Here is a 17,360-nt window from a genome sequence, read left to right as displayed (position 1 = left end):
GTAAACCCATTGACACCCTCGGTCCAGCCCCCTGCCTAGGGCGGTATCTGCGCCATGCCGACGCCTTCCCCGTCAACCGAACTTCTCTCCTTGTTGGATGCCTGCGCCGCCCGGGGCATCGCGGTGAGTCTCGGTGAAAATGGCGCGCTCAAAGTGCGGGCCCCGGCCGGCAAACTGACCCCGGAGCTGCGCGAGGCCCTGAAGGCGCACAAGACGGCCCTGACCCACCTGCTGCAGGCGCAGGCCGACGGCAGCGAGCAGACAACGCCCATTCCCCCTCGCCCCGCCGATCAACCGGCGCCGCTGTCCTCCGCCCAGGTGCGCCTGTGGTTTCTCAACCAACTCGATCCGCGCAGCATTGCCGCCTACAACATCGTGGCTGCTGTGCGCATCACCGGTCCCCTGCAGATCGCGGCCTTGCGCGCCGCCGTTGCTGCGCTCGCGGCGCGTCACGAGACCCTGCGCACCGCCTTTCGCAGCGTCGCCGGGCAACCCGAGCAAGTCATCGCCCCCACCGTCACGGTGCCTTGGACCGCGGACACCGTTCGCGCGGAAGACGTCGCCGACCGCCTGCGGGCGGAAGCCGAGCAAGCCTTCGACCTCACCCAAGCACCTCTGCTGCGCACCACCCTGCTCGAAATCGGCGCCACCGAACATGTCTTCATTTTCACGATTCACCACCTCATTTCCGATGGTTGGTCGTCGGGGGTGATCGTGCGCGACCTGGCCGCGTTCTATACGGCGGCGGCAGCGGGACAGGCGCCCGAGAAGGCGGAGCTGCCGTCACTGCGGACGCAATTCGGCGATTACGCCGCCTGGCAAACCCAGCGCCAAGGCAGCGCGGCCGCCGAACGCGACCTCGCCTTTTGGGTGGAAACGCTCGCGGGCACGACCGTGCTCAACCTGCCGACCGACCATCCGCGCCCGCCGGCCATGTCCTACGCCGGCGCGACTCGCTACGAGACCTTTCCAGCGGAGCTGAGTGCCGGCCTGAACGCCCTCGCGCAGCGCGAACAGGCGACGCTCTTCCAAGTCCTGCTGGCCGCGTTCCAGGTGCTGTTGCAGCGCCTGACCGGCCAGACCGACATCGCCATCGGCACGTCGATCGCGAACCGCAATCATCCGGACCTTGAACCACTGATCGGCTTCCTCACCAACACGCTGGTGATGCGCACCGATCTCGCCGGAAACCCGAGCTTCCGCGAGCTCCTCGTCCGCACCAAGGCCACCGCGGCCGCTGCCTACGCGCACGCCGAGACGCCGCTGGAACGCATCATCGAGACGCTGCAGCCCGAGCGCAGCATGAGCCAGAACCCGCTCTTCCAAGTCTGCTTCTCACTGCTGCAGGCCCACCGCGACACGCTGCGCCTCGGCGAGGGGCTCACGCTCGAACAACTCAATGTCGACAGCCCGAGCGCCCGCTTTGACTTGAGCATCACGGTGGAGAACACCCGGCAAGGCCTGCTCGTCGCGTTTGAATACAGTCGCGATCTGTTCGAACCGGCTACGATCGAGCGGTTGATGGGGCTCTATCAGACGCTGCTGCACGGCATCGTCGCCGATCCCGATCAAGCGCTCGCCGACTACGCGCTGCTCACGCCCCCGGAACGTCACGCGCTGTTGGTGGAACGCAACCAATCCGCCACCGCCTACCCGAGCGAGGCGACCATCCCCGATCTCTTCGCGGAAGTCGTGGCCCGCCAACCCGACACGCCGGCGGTCAAGTTTGGCGCCCGCGAACTGAGCTACGCCGAGCTCGATCGGCTCAGCAATCAGCTCGCCCATCACCTGCAGGCCCAAGGCGTCGGAATCGACGAAGCCGTCGCGGTGAGCGCGGAACGTTCGATCGAAATGGTCGTCGGCTTGCTCGCCGTGCTCAAGGCCGGGGCGCACTACCTGCCCTTCGACCCGACCGATCCGATCGCACGCCTGCAACAAGTGTTCGACCAGAGTCGACCACGCTTCGTGCTCGCCGCGGCGGATGCGGTGGAACACCTGCCCGACCTCGGCGCAACCGCGATCCCGGTTTCGCTTCATGACGCGCCTTGGTCGACCGCTCCGGACACACGCCCCGTGGTCGCCCTGTCCCCGGAGAACCTCGCCTACACCACCTTCACGTCCGGCTCCACCGGCACCCCGAAGGGCATCTGCATCCCACACCGCGGTGTCGTGCGGTTGGTGCGCAACACCAACTACCTCAACTACGGCCCCGACCTGCGTATCCTGGAACTGGCTACCGTCGCCTTCGACGCCTCCACCTTCGAACTCTGGGGCGCCCTCTGCAACGGAGCGTTGCTGGTCGTGTGGCGGCCGGGACCGCCCTCGATTCGCGAACTGGCGGACCTGATCGAACGCGAACGCATCACCACGCTCTACCTGACCTCGGCGCTGTTCAACCTGATGGTCGACGAACGCGTGGAGGCCTTCGCCACCGTGCGCCACCTGCTGGTGGGAGGAGACATCATCTCCCCGCCCCACGCCCGTCGGGTGCTGGCCGCTCATGCCGAGCTCACGCTGATCAACGGCTACGGCCCGACCGAGACCACCACCTTCGCCGCCTGCGGCATGTTGCGAAGCCCCGAGGACGTCGGGCACTCGGTGACGATCGGCCCCCCGATGTCCAACACCACCCTCTACATCCTCGATGCGAAGCTCGAGCCGGTCCCGGTGGGCGTGCCGGGCGACCTCTACATCGGCGGCGACGGCAACGCCCGCGGTTACCTGGGGCGACCCGACCTCACGGCCGAGGCCTTCGTGCCACACCCGCATCCGCGCACGCCCGGCGAACGTTTGTATCGCACAGGCGATCTCGCCCGCTGGGCGGAGGACGGCACCGCAGAGTTCCTCGGTCGCCGCGACTTTCAGGTCAAGGTGCGCGGCTTCCGCATCGAACTCGGCGAAATCGAAAGCGCGTTGGTCACCCATGCCGCCGTGGAAAAAGCCTTGGTGTTGGCGGAAGGCGCCGCCGCCGGGGAGAAACGTTTGCTCGCCTTTGTGCAACCTCCGGCCGGCGCACCGCAGCCCACGCCCGCCGAGCTGCAGGAGCACCTGACGGCCCGCTTGCCGGATTACATGGTGCCGGCGGCCTTTCACGTGGTGTCCGCGTTTCCCCTCAACGCCAATGGCAAGGTGGTGCGTGCCGACCTACTGGCTCTGGCCGCCGCCGCCCCGACCGCCGACGCGGTTCGTTACACCGCCCCGGCAAGCGCGGTGGAGGACACGGTGGCCGGACTGTGGGGAGAGGTCCTGGGCGCGGACCGCCTCGGCCGGCAGGACAACTTTTTCGACCGCGGCGGGCACTCGCTGCTCGCGACAAAGATCATGTGGCGACTCTACGAAATCTTCGCAACGGAGCTGCCGCTGCGACTTCTTTTTGATCATCCGACGGTGCGAGGCTTCGCGGCCGCGTTGAGCGCCAAAGTCGACGCCGACCACGCACGCCCGGGACGGGCGGAGGCGGTGGCGCGCATCCACGGGCGGGTGCGCGACATGACGGACGAAGAGGTCCGAACCGAGTTGGCCGCGCGACGCGGCTGAGCTCGGGCTCAGGTCCAGTAGATCGCGGTCTTGTCGTCCTTCAGCCCCATCAGGAACGAGATGGTGGAGCGGAACTCCCCGGCCTTGGCCTGGGCCTGCACCGCGTGGATGAGCTTGCCATTGAAGAAATAGATGTCGCCGGCGTGGATCGGCAGGTCGATGCGATCGAAGTTTTCCAACCACTCCGGTTGATACGGGTAGCCCGTCTCCTCCAAACCCAGCGCGCGCCGCGTGGCCATGTCGGGCTCGATGTTCCAATAAACCAATTGGCCGCCCTCGGCACCGTTTTGCAGGCACATGTTGACGGCCGCAAAGGCATCGCCCCGGCCCACGTCCTGAATCTCAAACCCGGCCTGCTTCTTGGCGAAGAGCTGGGCGGCGTCATCGTGGGCCGCGAGGGAGAACTTGCCGTCGCCACTCCACGCGCGGGCCACAAACTCGCCCGCGGCGCGCCCCTCGTGCTCCGCCACCCGCAGCTCGACCTCGGCCTTGGCCAGCTCGGCTCGCACTTCGGCCATGAGCTCGGCGAAGACGTTGCGCCCGCCGTCAAAGAGGTCGTGCAAGGCATCACGGGTTTTCTCCGCCTCGTCACAGTAGAGACCGAGTTCCTTCCCGTAGTGGTAGGTGCCCACGTAGTAGGCCGGCACGGCGTCGCCGCGCTGCCGCAGATGCGGACTCGCCCAGAAATTTTTGGTGATCACCTCGCACAGCGCCGGATCCATCGCGCCCCGGAAAATGCAGCCCGCCACTTCGCCACGCATGACGCGCACGATTTCGGCCGCGTTCAGGGCGGTGAATTCGTTGATGCGAAAATAGTCCTCGGAGAAGACCTTGCCGGTGATCGAAACGGAAGTGGAGGTATCCATGAGCGGAAGCTTTGAGAGGTTGTCTGCCTAGCCCGGGGGCATGTCCAGACGTTACTGGAAGCCGCCGCGGGAGAGATGCGTCACAATCCCGCAACAGGGGCCATGGCCCAGTCGCGGCGGGGCTGAGAAGTGAGGCCGGGAGTCTGAACTTGATTCGCCCCTCCGACGCCGACTTCCTTGCCGTCCTCCGCCTCGCCCCGCCACCACCATGCACCTGCTGAAATTCATCGGGAACGAAACCTCCGTTTCCCTGCGCTCGATCACGGCGCTCACGCTGATTTCAGGCATCGCGCAGGGCATCATCCTGGCGATCATCAACGCGGCGGCGTCCACGGCGAGCTTCCCGGACCTCAACTTCCGCTATCTGGTGATGTTCGGCCTCGCCATCACCATCTTCATCCTGGCGAAACGCGTTGCGCTGGATCGCTCCTTCGTGGTCGCCGAGGAAGTGATCGCGAGCCTGCGTCTGCGCATCGTCAACAAGCTGCGCCGTTCCAACCTCATGGTGGCCGAACGCATCGGCAAAGCCCAAGTCGAGGCGCGTCTGTCGCAGGACACCGTCACCATCTCGCAGGCCGCCGGCGAAATCGTGAACGCGGTGCAATCGGCGGTGATGATCGTGGTGTGCGTGGGCTACCTCGCCCTGCTCTCGAAGGCAGCGTTCCTCATCACCGTGGCCATGATCGTCGGCGGCGTCTCGATCTACCTGCGCAACCAGCGCCGGATCAACGCCGAGCTGCAGGCCGCCACCGCCAAGGAGACGGAGTTTTTCGCCGCGCTCAGTCAGATCATGGGCGGCTTCAAGGAGCTCAAGGTCAACCAGGCCAAGTCCGACGACGTCTTCGAAAACAACTTTGCCCAGGTCTGCCGCGACGCGCAGGCCCTGAAGGTCCGCACCGGCCTGGCCTACGTGCGCAACTTCATCTTCTCGCAGGTCTTTTTCTACCTGCTCATCGCCGTGCTGGTCTTTCTGCTGCCCAGCCTGAGCGAGGCTTACAACGACGTCATCATCAAGGCGACCGCGATCATCCTGTTCATCATCGGGCCGCTGACTTCACTGGTCGGATCGATCCCGATCTACGCCCGCGCCAACGTCGCGTTGAACGACATCATTGCCCTCGACACCCTGCTCGACCGTCCCGAGGCCTCCGCCGAGCGCGACATCGTGGCGGCCAAGATCGACTTCGAGGACTTCAAGGAAATCGCCGCCGACCAGGTCACCTTCGCCTACCCCAGCGAGACGGGCACCGGCACGGGCTTCGCGACCGGCCCCATCGACCTCAAGGTGCAGGCCGGCGAAGTGGTATTCATCGTGGGTGGCAACGGCGCCGGCAAATCCACCTTCCTCAAGCTGCTGACCGGACTCTACGTTCCCCAAGGTGGCGCACTGCGGGTCGACGGGCTGCGGCTGCAACCAGCCCACCTGCCGGCTTACCGGGAGCTGTTCTCCATCATCTTCGCCGACTTTCATCTGTTCGACCGCCTCTATGGTTTGGTGGACGTCGATGAAAAGCGACTGTTGCAGCTACTCCAGCGCATGAAGCTCGACGAGGTGACGAGCTTCGCCAACGGCCGCTTCACCAATCTCAACCTGTCCACCGGCCAGCGAAAGCGCCTGGCGCTCATCGTGGCCGCGATGGAGGACCGCCCCATCTTTGCGCTCGACGAATTCGCGGCCGATCAGGACCCGCAATTCCGGGCCTTCTTCTACGAAACCCTGCTGCCCGAACTGAAAGCGCAGGGCAAAACCGTCATCGCGGTCACCCACGACGATCGTTACTTCGAGTGCGCCGACCGGGTGATCAAGTTGGAATATGGTCGCATTGCGCCCGCGACCTAAATCTCTTTTACCCCTCTGACCGCGCATGAGCGACCCGATCCCCACCGAGCCCAGCGTTCCTCCCCGCCCGACCGTATCAAAGGCGGAGTCCCTGCTGCTGCGGCTGCGCCGCTACATCCGGGAACATTCGGTCTTTTTCATGCTGGCCGGCCTCATCTTCACCTTCCTGGTGGTTTTCTTGGCCAATCGGATATTCATCCTGATCGGGCCCGGTGAAGCCGGAGTGCTCTTCCGCCGCCTGCAGGACGGCACCCACCTCGAGAAGCCCTACCACGAAGGCATGCGCGTCATCTGGCCGTGGAACAAGATGTTCATCTACAACGTGCGCGTGCAGGAGCACTCCGAAGTCGTGCATGCCCTGAGCAGCAACGGCCTCACCATCGACGTTACGCTGTCGATGCGCTACTACCCCGATTACCCCAATCTGCCGCTGCTGCACCAAAAGGTGGGACCTGACTACGCCACCAAAGTCGTCGTGCCCGAGGTCGTCGCCGGCGTGCGTGAAGTCATCGGCAAATATCGGCCGGACGACCTCTACACCTTGAAGACCAGCGACATCTCCCGCGCGATTATCCAAAGCGTGGTCCGCAGCGTCGCGGAGAAGTTCATCGTGCTCGATGACATCAACATCAAGGACATCCGCCTGCCCCCGCAGGTGCGCCAGGCGATCGAGAACAAGCTCACGCAGGAACAGATGGCCAAGGAATACGAATTCCGCCTCCGCCGTGAAGAGCTCGAGGCCGAACGTCTCGCCACCAAGGCCTCCGGTCTCGCGGTCTACCACAGCCGGATCAATTCCACCCTCACCCCGGAACTCCTCCGCTACAAAGGCATCGAGGCCACCCTCTCCCTCGCCCAATCCCAGAACGCGAAGATCGTGGTGGTTGGCGGCGGCGAACAAGGCCTGCCCCTCATCCTCAATACCGAGACCGGCGCGCCCTCCGTCGTGCCCGAGCCAACCTTCAGCAATCCGCCGGCCAACAACAGCAACTTGGACGCGACACAGTCGACGCCCGGTCCGACCGTGACGCCGGGTCCGAGCCTCACGCCCGGGCCCACGGACCGCCAGACGCCCGGCAGCGTCTCCCCGCCCACCCCGAGCAACGGCGGCTGATCGCGCCGCCGCGTAATCGTCCGAACCGGAGCCTACTCCGGACCGAGTCGGTATTCCGACCAGATCGCGTCGTGCAGGTGTTGCGCCTCGCCCAGATCCTTGAGCACAAAAATCTTTTCGGTCGGCGGCCGCCGAAACGACGGAGTCGAGAGGATCGCTTCGTCCAACTGCATGAGGTCCTGCTGGAGACTGTTCAGGTAGAGGCTCCACTCCGTGATCCGGCGCGCAATGTCGGGACGCAGGGAAAAGTTGATGAATGCCTTGGCCAGGTCCTGACGCACCGACGTGCGCGGCACCGCCAGCGTATCGAGGGTCATAATGGACCCTTCGGCCGGCAACACGTGTGAGATCGACGCCTTGGCCTTTTGCGCCCAAGTGATTTCCGGCGACCAGGTGCTCAGCAGGCTCAATTCACCGGCCGCCAATTGGCCGCCGCCTTCGGTGAGCACAAACTGTGGCGCCGCGCCCGCCTGCTGCTGGGCCTGGAGCAATTCGCGCAGGGCATTGAGTTCCGCCTCGTCCTGCGTGTTCGGGGAAAAGCCCAGGGCCAGCAGCGCCGCCCCCAAGGTTTCGCGCGGTTCGTCCAGCACGCCAATCTGGTCACCGTAGACCTTGCTGAAGGTCGGACTGAAGAACTCCGCCCACGTGGTCGGTGGTTCCGCCACCCGCGCCGAGTCGTAGCCGATGCCGGAGAAGTTCACCATGAACGGAATCGCGTAGTTCACGTTTTCCGCGTCACCCAACCGGCCATCCAAATACTCCGGCGCCAAGTTACGCAGATTCGGGATGGATTCCTGGTCCAACTTCACCAACAGCCGCCGCCGCCGCATCTCCGAGATCATGTAGCTCGTCGGCATGATGATATCGAACTCGCTCCAACTCACCATCACTCGCGCGAGCATTTCCGCGTTACTGCGGTAGGTGTGGACCTCGACATTGACCTTCGCCTCCGCCGCGAAGTCGTCGATCACCGCCTGCGGATAATAGCCGTCCCAAATGTAGAGCACCAAGGTTTCGCGAGTCTCCCGAGTTGCCCACCACACCACGGCCCCCACCACGACCGCAACGCCGACCAGTCGGAAAAACATCGAACGAGCCTGGCGGGTCTTGAAAAACATGGCACGGGAAGTCGCGGCGCGCGAAGGTGCCAGATCGCCCCAACGCCATGGGGATGTCAAGGAGACCTATGGCACGCCCACTTTCCGCTGGCCACCGGCCCGCGCGGCCGCGTTGACTTTGCGCTGCATCCGCCGCCCTGTCCCCTTTGCCGATGAGCACTGCCGAATCCACCCCCGAACGCTTCAAGGTCGTCGTCAACCACGAGGAGCAATACTCCATCTGGCCGTCCTACCGCGAGAACGCGCCCGGCTGGAAAGATGCCGGCAAAGAAGGCACCCGGGAGGAATGCCTGGCCTACATCAACGAGGTGTGGACCGACATGCGCCCCCTCAGCCTGCGCAAACGCATGGCCGAAGCCGCCGGCACCGCCGAAGCCAACTGACGCCGGCCTTCACGGCATGCTGACGCCCCTTCCCGCCAGTCCCTGGCTGAGTTGCCCGCGACCGGAGCCACACGCCGCCCTGCGCTATTGGGGCTTCCCCTTCGCCGGCGGTGGCGCCGCCGCTTGGCACAGCTGGGCCCGAGCCCTCGCTCCGCGGATTGAAATGGTCGGGGTGCGCCTCCCCGGCCGCGAAAGCCGCCTCGGTGAAACCTGCTTCACCCGCATGGAGGCACTGGCGGACGCCATCGTTGCCGTGATCGGTCCGCACACCCAGGACCCCTACGTGCTCGGGGGACACAGTCTGGGTGGCTGGATCGCCTACGAGGTCGCCCATCGCCTCCGCGATAACGGCCATCCGGGTCCGGCCGCCCTCATCGTGTCCGGTTCCCGCGCCCCGCATTGCCCCCGGACCGAACCGGACCTCCACCCCCTCCCGGACGCCGACTTCGCCCGCGAGGTGCACGAGCGCTACCAAGGCATCCCCGCCGCCATCATGGAGAACCCCGAGTTTCTCGAACTGTTTCTCCCCGCCCTGCGCGCCGACCTCACGGTCTTCGAGACCTACCGCCATCAAACCCGACTTCAGCTGCTTGACATGCCGGTGCTGGCGCTCGGTGGCCAACAGGACAATCGCGTGTCCATCGCGCAGGTCGAAGCTTGGCAAAAACACACCTCCGCCACCTGCGAGGTCGCCTTCTTCCCCGGCGACCACTTTTTCACCGCCAGTCAGGTCGTCCCGGTCACCCGCTGCATTGATAGGTTCTTGGGATATCGCATGGGGTGGCTAACCCCCTGAACCCTCGCGGTTTCAGCGATGTCACATTCCGCCGACCGTTTGACTTTTATCTTGAGTCGATCGACCGTGCTCACGAGCCTCGGAACCAAAGGCAGATCTGCAGTTCTACCCCCTTATACGCATGTCCACGGAAACTACTATCGCCAGCCCGAAGGCTGAGGCTCAGGAGATCGTCAACAAATACGTCCCGTGGTCGATGGGCGCGGGCTTCGTTCCCGTCCCGTTGGTCGATGTGGCCGCGCTGACCGGTGTGCAGTTGAAGATGATCGCTGAAATCTCCGCCGCCTACGGGATCAAGTTCTCCGAAAACCGCGGCAAGTCCATCCTGCTGTCCCTCTTGGGCGGAGCCGGCTCCACCACCCTGGCCTTGGGCACCCTCGGCAGCTTGGTGAAATCCATTCCCGGCTTGGGCACCTGGCTCGGTGCCGGCACCCTGCCGGTCATCGGCGGTGCCGCGACCTTTGCGGTCGGCAAGGTGTTCATCCAGCACTTCGAGTCCGGTGGCACCTTCCTCAACTTCGACAGCATGGCGGCCAAGCAACAGTTTTCCGATGCCCTCAAAGAAGGGATGGACGACCTCAAATCGACTGCTAAAAAGGTCGACTCCAAGATCAGCTCCACGCTGGACATCTGACCGCCATTCACTCACTCGCCCGTCTAAACAAATCAACCGTCATACCACATCATGCTGCTCACCCTCATCTCCCTCCTCGTTCTCAGCGCGATCGTCGGCTACATCGGCAAAGATCGTAAGTTCGGCTTCTGGGGCTACATGTTCTGCTCCCTGATCTTCACGCCGCTCATCGGTCTCGTGATCGTCTTCGCTTCCGACAAGCGCCCGATCGCCGAAGCCACCAGCGCCTGAAACCAACCACTTTCGAAACTCCCAAGGCTTCCCTTGGGAGTTTTTTTGTGCCCGTTCCCCCCGCTTTCCCCGCCCCCCGCATCTCATGATCATCACCGTCTGCAACGGCAAAGGCGGCGCCGGCAAGACCACCTTGTCCGTGCTCCTGGCCACCGCACTGGCCAAGGCCGGATTCCCGGTGGCATTGTTGGACGAGGACCCGCAGGGCACCGCCACCCAGTGGCTGCAGGAAACGGGCGACGTGCCCCTCGCTCGCCCCGGTGAGGAGCATCCTCACCTCATCATCGACACCCCGCCGCGGCTCGACTCCCCGCAACTGCACCGGTCGCTGGCCCGCGCCGATGTCGCCTTGTTGGTCAGCTCACCTTCGCCGGCCGACCTCTGGACGTCGAAGAACACCGTCGGTGTCATCCAACAGCACCTGCCCGCCGGCCGCCCCGCCCGGATCTTGTTCAACCAAGTCCAGCACCGCACTGTGCTCGCACGCAGCCTCGACACCTTGATCGATCGTATCGGGTTGCCCGCGCTCCAGGTGCGAATCGGTCGTCGCCAATCCTTCCAACATGCGGCACTGATGGGTTGGACCGCCCTCGACGCCGCCAGCCGCGAGGAATTGCTCCAAGCCGCGCTGGAAATCGCCGCGTTGAAAAAATGATGCCCCACCCCTGCCGCCATGAAGAAGAGTGACAAACTGCTGGCCAAGTTGAGCCAATCCTTGGACGACCACCCCACGCCCACCGCGGCCAAAACCGTGCCCCCGGCAAAAGCCAAACCCGCCCCCCGCAAGCGCGCCCCACGTAAGGCCGCCGCCACTCCACCCGCCGCCGTCGCTTCGCCACGCAAGACCGCGCCGCCGCCACCCGTCGCATCCACGACCAGCAGCTCGTCGGCCGCTCCGTCGCGATCCGAAGCCGCCACGGAGGCCATCAACCGCCACCTTTCCTACGCCCTCGGGGCAGGACTCATTCCGGTGCCCCTGCTGGATGTCGCCTCCGTCACCGGCGTGCAGCTCAAGCTCATCGCCTCGCTTTCCGCGATCTACGACGTGCCCTTCTCCCGCCACCGCGCCCAAGCCGTCACGCTGGCCTTGCTCGGCGGGGCCGGCTCCTACTCCCTCGCCGCCGGCATGCTCGGCAGTCTCGCCAAGGCCCTGCCCGGCGCGGGTTCCCTCATCGGTATGAGTGCCCTGCCCGTCACCTCCGCCGCACTCACCTATGCCGTGGGCCACGTCTTCCGTGATCATTTCGAATCCGGCGGCACCTTGCTCGATTTCGACGCCGCCGCCATGAAGCAGCACTTCAACGATCTCGCCGCCGAGGGCCGGCGTGTCCTGGGCAAAGCGTCCTCGTGAACAACGCCCCCGACGTCGAGTCTCCGGTCGAGCTCCTGGAAGAAGAGGTCGATCTCAAGCACGCGCCCCGCGCCATCACCGCCGCCGTTTCCCAACGCGCCCGCGGCATCGTGCGGGAATACACCGCCATGAGTGCCGCCGCCTCCTTCACCCCGATTCCCATCGCCGACAGCATGGCGGTCACCGGCGTTCAGCTCAAGATGCTCGCCGACCTGTCCCGTCACTACAACGTGCCCTTCGCGCAGAACATCGCGCAGGCCATGTTGCTCGCCACCGCCGGCGGGGTCTTCAACTTCCTGCTCTCAGCCAACCCCATCACCGGCGCCTTGCGTAACTTCGTGAACACGGCACTGCCCCTCATTGCGCTGCCGCTGCGCCTCTTCACGGGCCCCGCCTTGGTCGCGGGTTACACCTACATTCTCGGCAACGCCTTTATCCGGCACTACGAACAGGGCGGCGACTACCACAATTTTAACTGGACCGACTTCCGGCACGAACTGCGGCGCAAGCTCGGCCTCCCGCCCGCCGCCCGGAGCGTCAGCCCGGGCTGACGTATCCGACCGTAGGATACCACTACGACGACGGGGCGAGGGTAAAGGTTCTCACACGCCGCACTTCACTTCGGGTCACCACCGTGGCCGCGTAACCCGTTTCCGGCGCCACGTCCCACAACCGCCAGTTCGCCGCCGCCGCCGCATCCTCGGCGCACCACAGCAGGGCGGGCGCCCGCTCCGGCGAGACCTGCACCGCAAAGCTGTCCAAAGGTTTCATGAGGCCCACCCCCAACGCTTTGAGGTAGGCCTCTTTTCGCGTCCACGTCGCAAAAAACACCGTCTCCCGATCCCCCGCCGGGACCTCCGCCCACTGGGCCTTTTCATCCGGCGTGAAAAAGCCCTGCACCAGTTCATCACTCTCGATCTCGCGCTGTTGCTCCACATCGACGCCGAGCGCATGTCCGCGCCCGATGCCGACCAACACCCAGTCGCCGGAATGTGACGCATTGAACTCCCACCGCGGCGTTTCGTCACCACTGGCCAGCACCGGTTTGCCGCGCGCCTCGGTGGCAAAGGCAAGCCCTGCCGGGGAACGCTCCACGTAAGCTGCAAGCAAGCCCCGCACCGCTCCCCGACTCGCCAGCTCCCGCTCACGGTCCGGCTCTCTACGCTTGCGATCCACCCGCGCCTGCTCGTCCGCGTTCAACCAAGCACGCCAGTCCGCGAGCACCGCTCGCACGGCGGGCACATGAACCCGCCACACGTGAACTTCGTCCGCCGACAATGGCGGTGGCGCGGATCGTGGCGGCCATGACAACAGAGCGTCCATCAACGGCGGCGACGCTGCGCTGGGCCGCCCTCGGCCCGCAAGCGTCAATCGCCCGCCGGGTGCAGCGAGAACCGTTTTCGTTCCGACCGGTCAACGCGCTTTGTGCTGCGGATGCACCGTCGCACGTCCTCCAGCCATGCCCGCTCCCGCCGAAACTGAATCCGCCGCCGCCCTCAGCACCCAGATCGAGCCCATCACGCTCGATCGCACCTTCACCATCTTGCAGGAGAAATTCGTCTCCTGGTTCGACACCGGCGTCGCGCTGCTGCCCAACCTGCTGATCGCGGCGATCATCATGACGGTCACCTACGCCGTCGGCGCCGTGGTGGCCCGCACCGCCAACAAGGTTTTTAACCGCGCCTTCGATTCCGGAGCCGTTGCCAGTCTGTTCTCCACCCTCGCGCGCATCGCCGTGGTGCTCATCGGGTTCTTCGCCGCGCTGGAATTGGTTGGTCTGCAAAAGGCCGTCGTGTCCCTGCTCGCCGGTGCCGGCATCATCGGTCTGGCTCTGGGTTTCGCGTTTCAGGACCTCGCCGAAAACCTGCTCGCCGGCCTGCTCATGGGCATTCGCAAACCCTTTGAGCCGGGCAACCTGATCGAGTCCAACGGTCAGTTCGGCTTCATCCAGAAGCTCAACCTGCGCAACACGATCATCCGCAACTTCTCCGGGCAGATCATCTACATCCCCAATAAAGAGGTCTTCAAAAACGTCCTCATCAACTACTCCAAATCCGGCGAACGGCGGATCGATCTCGCGGTCGGCGTCTCCTACGGCGAGGACCTGAAGGAGGTGACTGACATCCTGCGGGAAGCGATCGAGACGCTCGACTTCCGCAAGGCGGAAAAGGGCATCGACGTCTACGCGCTCGAGTTCGGCGACAGCTCAATCAACTTCACTGTGCGCTACTGGATCGACTACCCGGACGGCGAGGCCGGTTACTTCAACGCCATCGATGCCGGCATCAAGGCGATCAAGTCCGCCTTCGACGACCACGACATCCTCATCCCCTTCCCGATCCGCACGCTCGATTTCAACGCCCGCGGCGGCGACACGCTCACCGACAACCTGTCGCCGGTTTTCGCGGATGCGACCGCCGACTCCTAGCCCAAACCACGCCGCGCCCACCCCGAGTTGATTTCCGCGCTCGACTGAACTGGTTGAGGGCATGGTCAAACTATCGATCCTCGATCTGGTCCGCGTGCGCGAAGGCAGTGACGCCCGCGCCGCGCTCGACCAGGCCCGCGATCTCGCCCACCACGCCGAGCAGTGGGGCTACGAACGTTTTTGGGTCGCCGAACACCACAACTTTCCCGGCATCGCCAGCGCGGCCACCGCCGTCGTCATTGGCCACATCGCCGCCGGCTCGGAACGTATTCGCGTCGGCGCCGGTGGCATCATGCTGCCCAACCACGCCCCGTTGGTCATCGCTGAACAGTTCGGCACCCTCGCCCGACTGTTTCCCGATCGCATCGACCTCGGCCTCGGCCGCGCCCCCGGCACCGATCAGGAAACCATGCGCGCTCTCGGCCGACGTCCCGGCGCGGTTGAGTCCTTCCCCCGCGATATTCGCGCACTGCAGCACTACTTCGCGGCGGCCTCCGCCGAGTCGCCACTGCAGGCCGTGCCCGCCGCCGGCACCGACGTGCCGCTGTGGATTCTCGGCTCGAGTCTTTACGGCGCCGCACTCGCCGGTGAGCTCGGTCTGCCCTACGCCTTTGCCTCCCACTTCGCGCCCGGCGACTTGTTGCCCGCGTTGGAAACCTATCGGCGGCGCTTCCAAGCCTCCGGCCAACTCGATCGCCCCTACGCCATGGTGGGGGTGAACATCATCGCCGCTCCGACCGAGGCCGAGGCGCGCCGCCTGCACACCACCCAACAGATGTCGTTCACCAACCTGCTGCTCGGCACGCCCACGCTCAGCCAAGCGCCCATCGATGACATTGAGACGTATTGGTCCGAACCCGTAAGAAGCCACGCCCGGCAAATGATGGCCCGCTCCATCATCGGCACACCCGCGCAGGTGCGCGACGGCATCGCCGCACTGATCGACGAAACCGGCGCCGACGAACTCATCATCGTCAGCGACGTCTTCGACCACGCCCTGCGGCTGCGCTCCTACCAACTCATCGCCGAAACCATGGCCGCTTCACCCCTGCCCGCGTAACGCGCAAGCGTCACCCGGCTGAATCACCGTCCAGCCATAGCGCTCAACCGCGACCTCGCCGGAGGGCAAGCGCACCACACCACCTTTGCCGTCCAGGTTGACGACAATCCAATGCTCACGGCCGTCCGCCTCCACGCGCGGCGCCACCATCGTGCCGGCGGAAACCGGCGCCGGCTGCACCCCCGCCGCCGCATAGGCATGCGCGATGATGGTGCCAAGCACCGCATCGGCCGCATCCGGAGCGACCTCCGTGGTCAGCATGATCACGCGGCCCGCGCCGACTGCTCGCTCCGTCCACCAGGCCAAACCATCCGCCACGCCGTCGCAAACCAGACGACCGTGCACCTGCGTCTGATCACCAATCGGTTCCAAGGCACTGCACCAGCCGATCAAGGGAACCGGCTCCGCAACCCCATCGATCTTCGAGGTCACGCCCGTATCCGTGATGGGATAGGCATACACCGTGCGCACGCCGGCCAACCTTTCCAACGCGGCGCCGAGCCCGGCATCGATGTTGGCGTTGTGCTCGGCCGTGCGGGTGCCGGTGAGCGGTCCCGCCACCCACGTGCCACCCGCTTCAACCCAGGCCGTCACCTTCGCGAGGAAGGCCTCGTCCACGCAGGCCATCACCGGCGTGAACAACACTTTCATGGTGGGCGGAATGGGCGCACCTTCGAACAACACGTCGCGGTGCGCGCCGCTGTCGCAGAGCAGCCGGTGCCATTGTTTGATCGTCGCCACGTAGTCGACCGTGTGTCGCTCCCGATTGGCCCCAAGCGGTTCCACATCGAGCATGACGCGGCCACGGTCACTCCAGGTCAGCCCAACTTCCGCCGGAGCGGGCTGCGTGCGCAGAATCAGCGGCTCCAACTCTTGCCGGGCCTGATCCGCCTTCACCACTTCGGGGTAACCGATGCTGGGCGTATTCCAGGCGCTGAAAATCGCACTGTGCGGCAGCTCGCACCCCGCCCGCTGTTGCCGCCAAAGCCAGTAACACACGGTCTGCGCGCCGAGCGCGTAGGACACCGCCACCTCCGCCGCGAGAAAGCCCGGTGGGTGCACCGTCTCATGGGCGCCGAACCAGCCGTTGTGAGCCACGCTCGTTTCCATCAGCCAGTGCGCGCGGCCAGGCTTCGCCGGGCGATACATGTCGTGGTCGAGAATAAGATCGGTCCAGCGATCGAAGGGCGGATAGTCATCCACCGAGGCAAAATCCAACTGCTCGCACATGCGCTCAAAGCCCGCCGGGAATCCGAGACCAAAGTTGTGCGTGATCGGACGGTCGGTGTGCTCCCGCAATGCCGCCACCTGCGCGTCCATGAACTGCGCGATGCGCTCCCGCGAATAGAGCCGCCATGCCGTGCTGAGCGACGCGTTGTGCAGAAAGGGGGTGCGCACCGGCGCCGGCACCTGGTCGAAACGCTGGTAACGTTCGCTGAAGAGCGCCGTGCACCAGGCCGCGTTGAGCCGCTCGATGTCGCCACCGTAGCGGCGCTCCAGCCACGCGTGCCAACCGGCGATGGCGTGCGGATTGAAGTCCTCCGCCGTGTGGCAGCAGAGTTCGTTGTCGACCTGAAAACCAACCAGCGCCGGATGTTGGCCCAGCGCTTCGCCACTCTGCCGCGCGATCCGCACACAGGCGTCGAACACATACGGATGCGCATACGACACGTGCTGCCGTGCGCCGTGGTTCATGACGCGACCTTCGCCATCAACGAAACAGCGTTCCGGATGGCCATGGGTGAGCCACACCGGCGGACACGGCGTCGGCGTGCACCACACCACATCGATGCCCGCGGCGTGCAGCCGATCCATCACCATGAGGTAAAAATCGAACGACACCTCGCCCTCGTTGGGCTCGAGGCGCGACCACACCGCCTCGCCCATGCGGATCATGTTCAAACCGAGCTTCTGCATCTCCGCGATGTCGCGATCGATGTCCTCCTCCGGCCAAAGGTCCGGATAATAGCAAACGCCGTGGTAAAGCTTGTTCATCGCAGAA

At 65.1% G+C, this 17,360-nt stretch carries 16 protein-coding genes; 12 read left to right on the top strand and 4 right to left on the bottom strand.

Annotated elements, in window-relative coordinates:
- The first annotated feature begins 54 nt into the window (after positions 1 to 54).
- Positions 55 to 3,537, top strand: coding sequence for a non-ribosomal peptide synthetase (locus AC0MRV_RS11075; protein ID WP_472764532.1), 3,483 nt, complete (start codon positions 55 to 57; stop codon positions 3,535 to 3,537).
- Positions 3,538 to 3,545: 8 nt separating this feature from the next.
- On the opposite strand, the gene AC0MRV_RS11070 is transcribed toward AC0MRV_RS11075, so the two are convergent.
- Positions 3,546 to 4,403, bottom strand: a complete 858-nt coding sequence (locus AC0MRV_RS11070) for a 2OG-Fe(II)-dependent halogenase WelO5 family protein (protein WP_472764531.1) — start codon at positions 4,401 to 4,403, stop codon at positions 3,546 to 3,548.
- A gap of 208 nt (positions 4,404 to 4,611) precedes the next feature.
- On the opposite strand from AC0MRV_RS11070, the gene AC0MRV_RS11065 reads away from it, so the two are divergent.
- Both AC0MRV_RS11065 and AC0MRV_RS11060 read left to right on the top strand, forming a co-directional pair.
- On the top strand, positions 4,612 to 6,243 hold the full coding sequence (locus tag AC0MRV_RS11065) for a cyclic peptide export ABC transporter (RefSeq protein WP_472764530.1): 1,632 nt from the start codon (positions 4,612 to 4,614) through the stop codon (positions 6,241 to 6,243).
- Between the two features lie 25 nt (positions 6,244 to 6,268).
- Positions 6,269 to 7,357: a prohibitin family protein gene (locus AC0MRV_RS11060; protein WP_472764529.1), complete on the top strand. Its 1,089-nt coding sequence runs from the start codon at positions 6,269 to 6,271 to the stop codon at positions 7,355 to 7,357.
- A gap of 32 nt (positions 7,358 to 7,389) precedes the next feature.
- Here the strand turns inward: AC0MRV_RS11060 and AC0MRV_RS11055 are convergent, their stop codons facing one another.
- Positions 7,390 to 8,475 carry a polyamine ABC transporter substrate-binding protein gene (locus AC0MRV_RS11055; RefSeq protein WP_472764528.1) on the bottom strand — a complete coding sequence of 362 codons (1,086 nt, stop codon included), beginning with the start codon at positions 8,473 to 8,475 and terminating at the stop codon, positions 7,390 to 7,392.
- Between the two features lie 152 nt (positions 8,476 to 8,627).
- On the opposite strand from AC0MRV_RS11055, the gene AC0MRV_RS11050 reads away from it, so the two are divergent.
- The 7 genes from AC0MRV_RS11050 to AC0MRV_RS11020 all read left to right on the top strand — a co-directional run bounded on the left by AC0MRV_RS11050 (position 8,628) and on the right by AC0MRV_RS11020 (position 12,421).
- Positions 8,628 to 8,858, top strand: a complete 231-nt coding sequence (locus AC0MRV_RS11050; protein ID WP_472764527.1) for an MbtH family protein — start codon at positions 8,628 to 8,630, stop codon at positions 8,856 to 8,858.
- Positions 8,859 to 8,874: 16 nt separating this feature from the next.
- Positions 8,875 to 9,654, top strand: coding sequence for a thioesterase II family protein (locus AC0MRV_RS11045; protein WP_472764526.1), 780 nt, complete (start codon positions 8,875 to 8,877; stop codon positions 9,652 to 9,654).
- Between the two features lie 121 nt (positions 9,655 to 9,775).
- Positions 9,776 to 10,288 (top strand): YcjF family protein, encoded by a 513-nt coding sequence (locus tag AC0MRV_RS11040; RefSeq protein ID WP_472764525.1) that lies wholly within the window; start codon positions 9,776 to 9,778, stop codon positions 10,286 to 10,288.
- A 51-nt stretch (positions 10,289 to 10,339) separates the two neighbouring features.
- On the top strand, positions 10,340 to 10,519 hold the full coding sequence (locus AC0MRV_RS11035) for a hypothetical protein (RefSeq protein ID WP_472764524.1): 180 nt from the start codon (positions 10,340 to 10,342) through the stop codon (positions 10,517 to 10,519).
- A gap of 85 nt (positions 10,520 to 10,604) precedes the next feature.
- Complete coding sequence (locus AC0MRV_RS11030) at positions 10,605 to 11,174, top strand: nucleotide-binding protein (protein ID WP_472764523.1); 570 nt, start codon at positions 10,605 to 10,607, stop codon at positions 11,172 to 11,174.
- 18 nt (positions 11,175 to 11,192) lie between these two features.
- A complete protein-coding gene (locus tag AC0MRV_RS11025; RefSeq protein ID WP_472764522.1) occupies positions 11,193 to 11,870 on the top strand; it encodes a YcjF family protein in 678 nt (225 codons plus the stop codon).
- Positions 11,867 to 12,421, top strand: a complete 555-nt coding sequence (locus AC0MRV_RS11020; protein ID WP_472764521.1) for a YcjF family protein — start codon at positions 11,867 to 11,869, stop codon at positions 12,419 to 12,421. The genes AC0MRV_RS11025 and AC0MRV_RS11020 overlap by 4 nt, the downstream gene beginning before the upstream one ends.
- Positions 12,422 to 12,443: 22 nt before the next feature.
- On the opposite strand, the gene AC0MRV_RS11015 is transcribed toward AC0MRV_RS11020, so the two are convergent.
- Entirely contained in the window at positions 12,444 to 13,103 is a 660-nt protein-coding gene (locus AC0MRV_RS11015) for a 4'-phosphopantetheinyl transferase family protein (protein WP_472764520.1), read from the bottom strand.
- A gap of 226 nt (positions 13,104 to 13,329) precedes the next feature.
- Here AC0MRV_RS11015 and AC0MRV_RS11010 point away from each other — a divergent pair, with 226 nt between their 5' ends.
- Both AC0MRV_RS11010 and AC0MRV_RS11005 read left to right on the top strand, forming a co-directional pair.
- Complete coding sequence (locus AC0MRV_RS11010) at positions 13,330 to 14,298, top strand: mechanosensitive ion channel family protein (protein WP_472764519.1); 969 nt, start codon at positions 13,330 to 13,332, stop codon at positions 14,296 to 14,298.
- A 61-nt stretch (positions 14,299 to 14,359) separates the two neighbouring features.
- Positions 14,360 to 15,358 (top strand): LLM class flavin-dependent oxidoreductase, encoded by a 999-nt coding sequence (locus tag AC0MRV_RS11005; RefSeq protein WP_472764518.1) that lies wholly within the window; start codon positions 14,360 to 14,362, stop codon positions 15,356 to 15,358.
- Here AC0MRV_RS11005 and AC0MRV_RS11000 read toward each other — a convergent pair.
- Positions 15,341 to 17,353, bottom strand: coding sequence for a beta-galactosidase (locus AC0MRV_RS11000; protein WP_472764517.1), 2,013 nt, complete (start codon positions 17,351 to 17,353; stop codon positions 15,341 to 15,343). The genes AC0MRV_RS11005 and AC0MRV_RS11000 overlap by 18 nt on opposite strands.
- Positions 17,354 to 17,360 lie beyond the last annotated feature (7 nt).

Origin of the sequence: Actomonas spartinae (assembly GCF_051209155.1) — a bacterium.
Lineage (GTDB): Bacteria > Verrucomicrobiota > Verrucomicrobiia > Opitutales > Opitutaceae > Actomonas.
This window is presented reverse-complemented; position numbering and strand designations above follow the sequence as displayed.

What these genes read in the sequence shown, in the direction of transcription:
- AC0MRV_RS11075 (WP_472764532.1), top strand. Translation starts at nt 55, where the DNA reads ATGCCGACGCCTTCCCCGTCAACCGAACTTCTCTCCTTGTTGGATGCC.
- AC0MRV_RS11070 (WP_472764531.1), bottom strand. Translation starts at nt 4,403, where the DNA reads ATGGATACCTCCACTTCCGTTTCGATCACCGGCAAGGTCTTCTCCGAG.
- AC0MRV_RS11065 (WP_472764530.1), top strand. Translation starts at nt 4,612, where the DNA reads ATGCACCTGCTGAAATTCATCGGGAACGAAACCTCCGTTTCCCTGCGC.
- AC0MRV_RS11060 (WP_472764529.1), top strand. Translation starts at nt 6,269, where the DNA reads ATGAGCGACCCGATCCCCACCGAGCCCAGCGTTCCTCCCCGCCCGACC.
- AC0MRV_RS11055 (WP_472764528.1), bottom strand. Translation starts at nt 8,475, where the DNA reads ATGTTTTTCAAGACCCGCCAGGCTCGTTCGATGTTTTTCCGACTGGTC.
- AC0MRV_RS11050 (WP_472764527.1), top strand. Translation starts at nt 8,628, where the DNA reads ATGAGCACTGCCGAATCCACCCCCGAACGCTTCAAGGTCGTCGTCAAC.
- AC0MRV_RS11045 (WP_472764526.1), top strand. Translation starts at nt 8,875, where the DNA reads ATGCTGACGCCCCTTCCCGCCAGTCCCTGGCTGAGTTGCCCGCGACCG.
- AC0MRV_RS11040 (WP_472764525.1), top strand. Translation starts at nt 9,776, where the DNA reads ATGTCCACGGAAACTACTATCGCCAGCCCGAAGGCTGAGGCTCAGGAG.
- AC0MRV_RS11035 (WP_472764524.1), top strand. Translation starts at nt 10,340, where the DNA reads ATGCTGCTCACCCTCATCTCCCTCCTCGTTCTCAGCGCGATCGTCGGC.
- AC0MRV_RS11030 (WP_472764523.1), top strand. Translation starts at nt 10,605, where the DNA reads ATGATCATCACCGTCTGCAACGGCAAAGGCGGCGCCGGCAAGACCACC.
- AC0MRV_RS11025 (WP_472764522.1), top strand. Translation starts at nt 11,193, where the DNA reads ATGAAGAAGAGTGACAAACTGCTGGCCAAGTTGAGCCAATCCTTGGAC.
- AC0MRV_RS11010 (WP_472764519.1), top strand. Translation starts at nt 13,330, where the DNA reads ATGCCCGCTCCCGCCGAAACTGAATCCGCCGCCGCCCTCAGCACCCAG.
- AC0MRV_RS11005 (WP_472764518.1), top strand. Translation starts at nt 14,360, where the DNA reads ATGGTCAAACTATCGATCCTCGATCTGGTCCGCGTGCGCGAAGGCAGT.
- AC0MRV_RS11000 (WP_472764517.1), bottom strand. Translation starts at nt 17,353, where the DNA reads ATGAACAAGCTTTACCACGGCGTTTGCTATTATCCGGACCTTTGGCCG.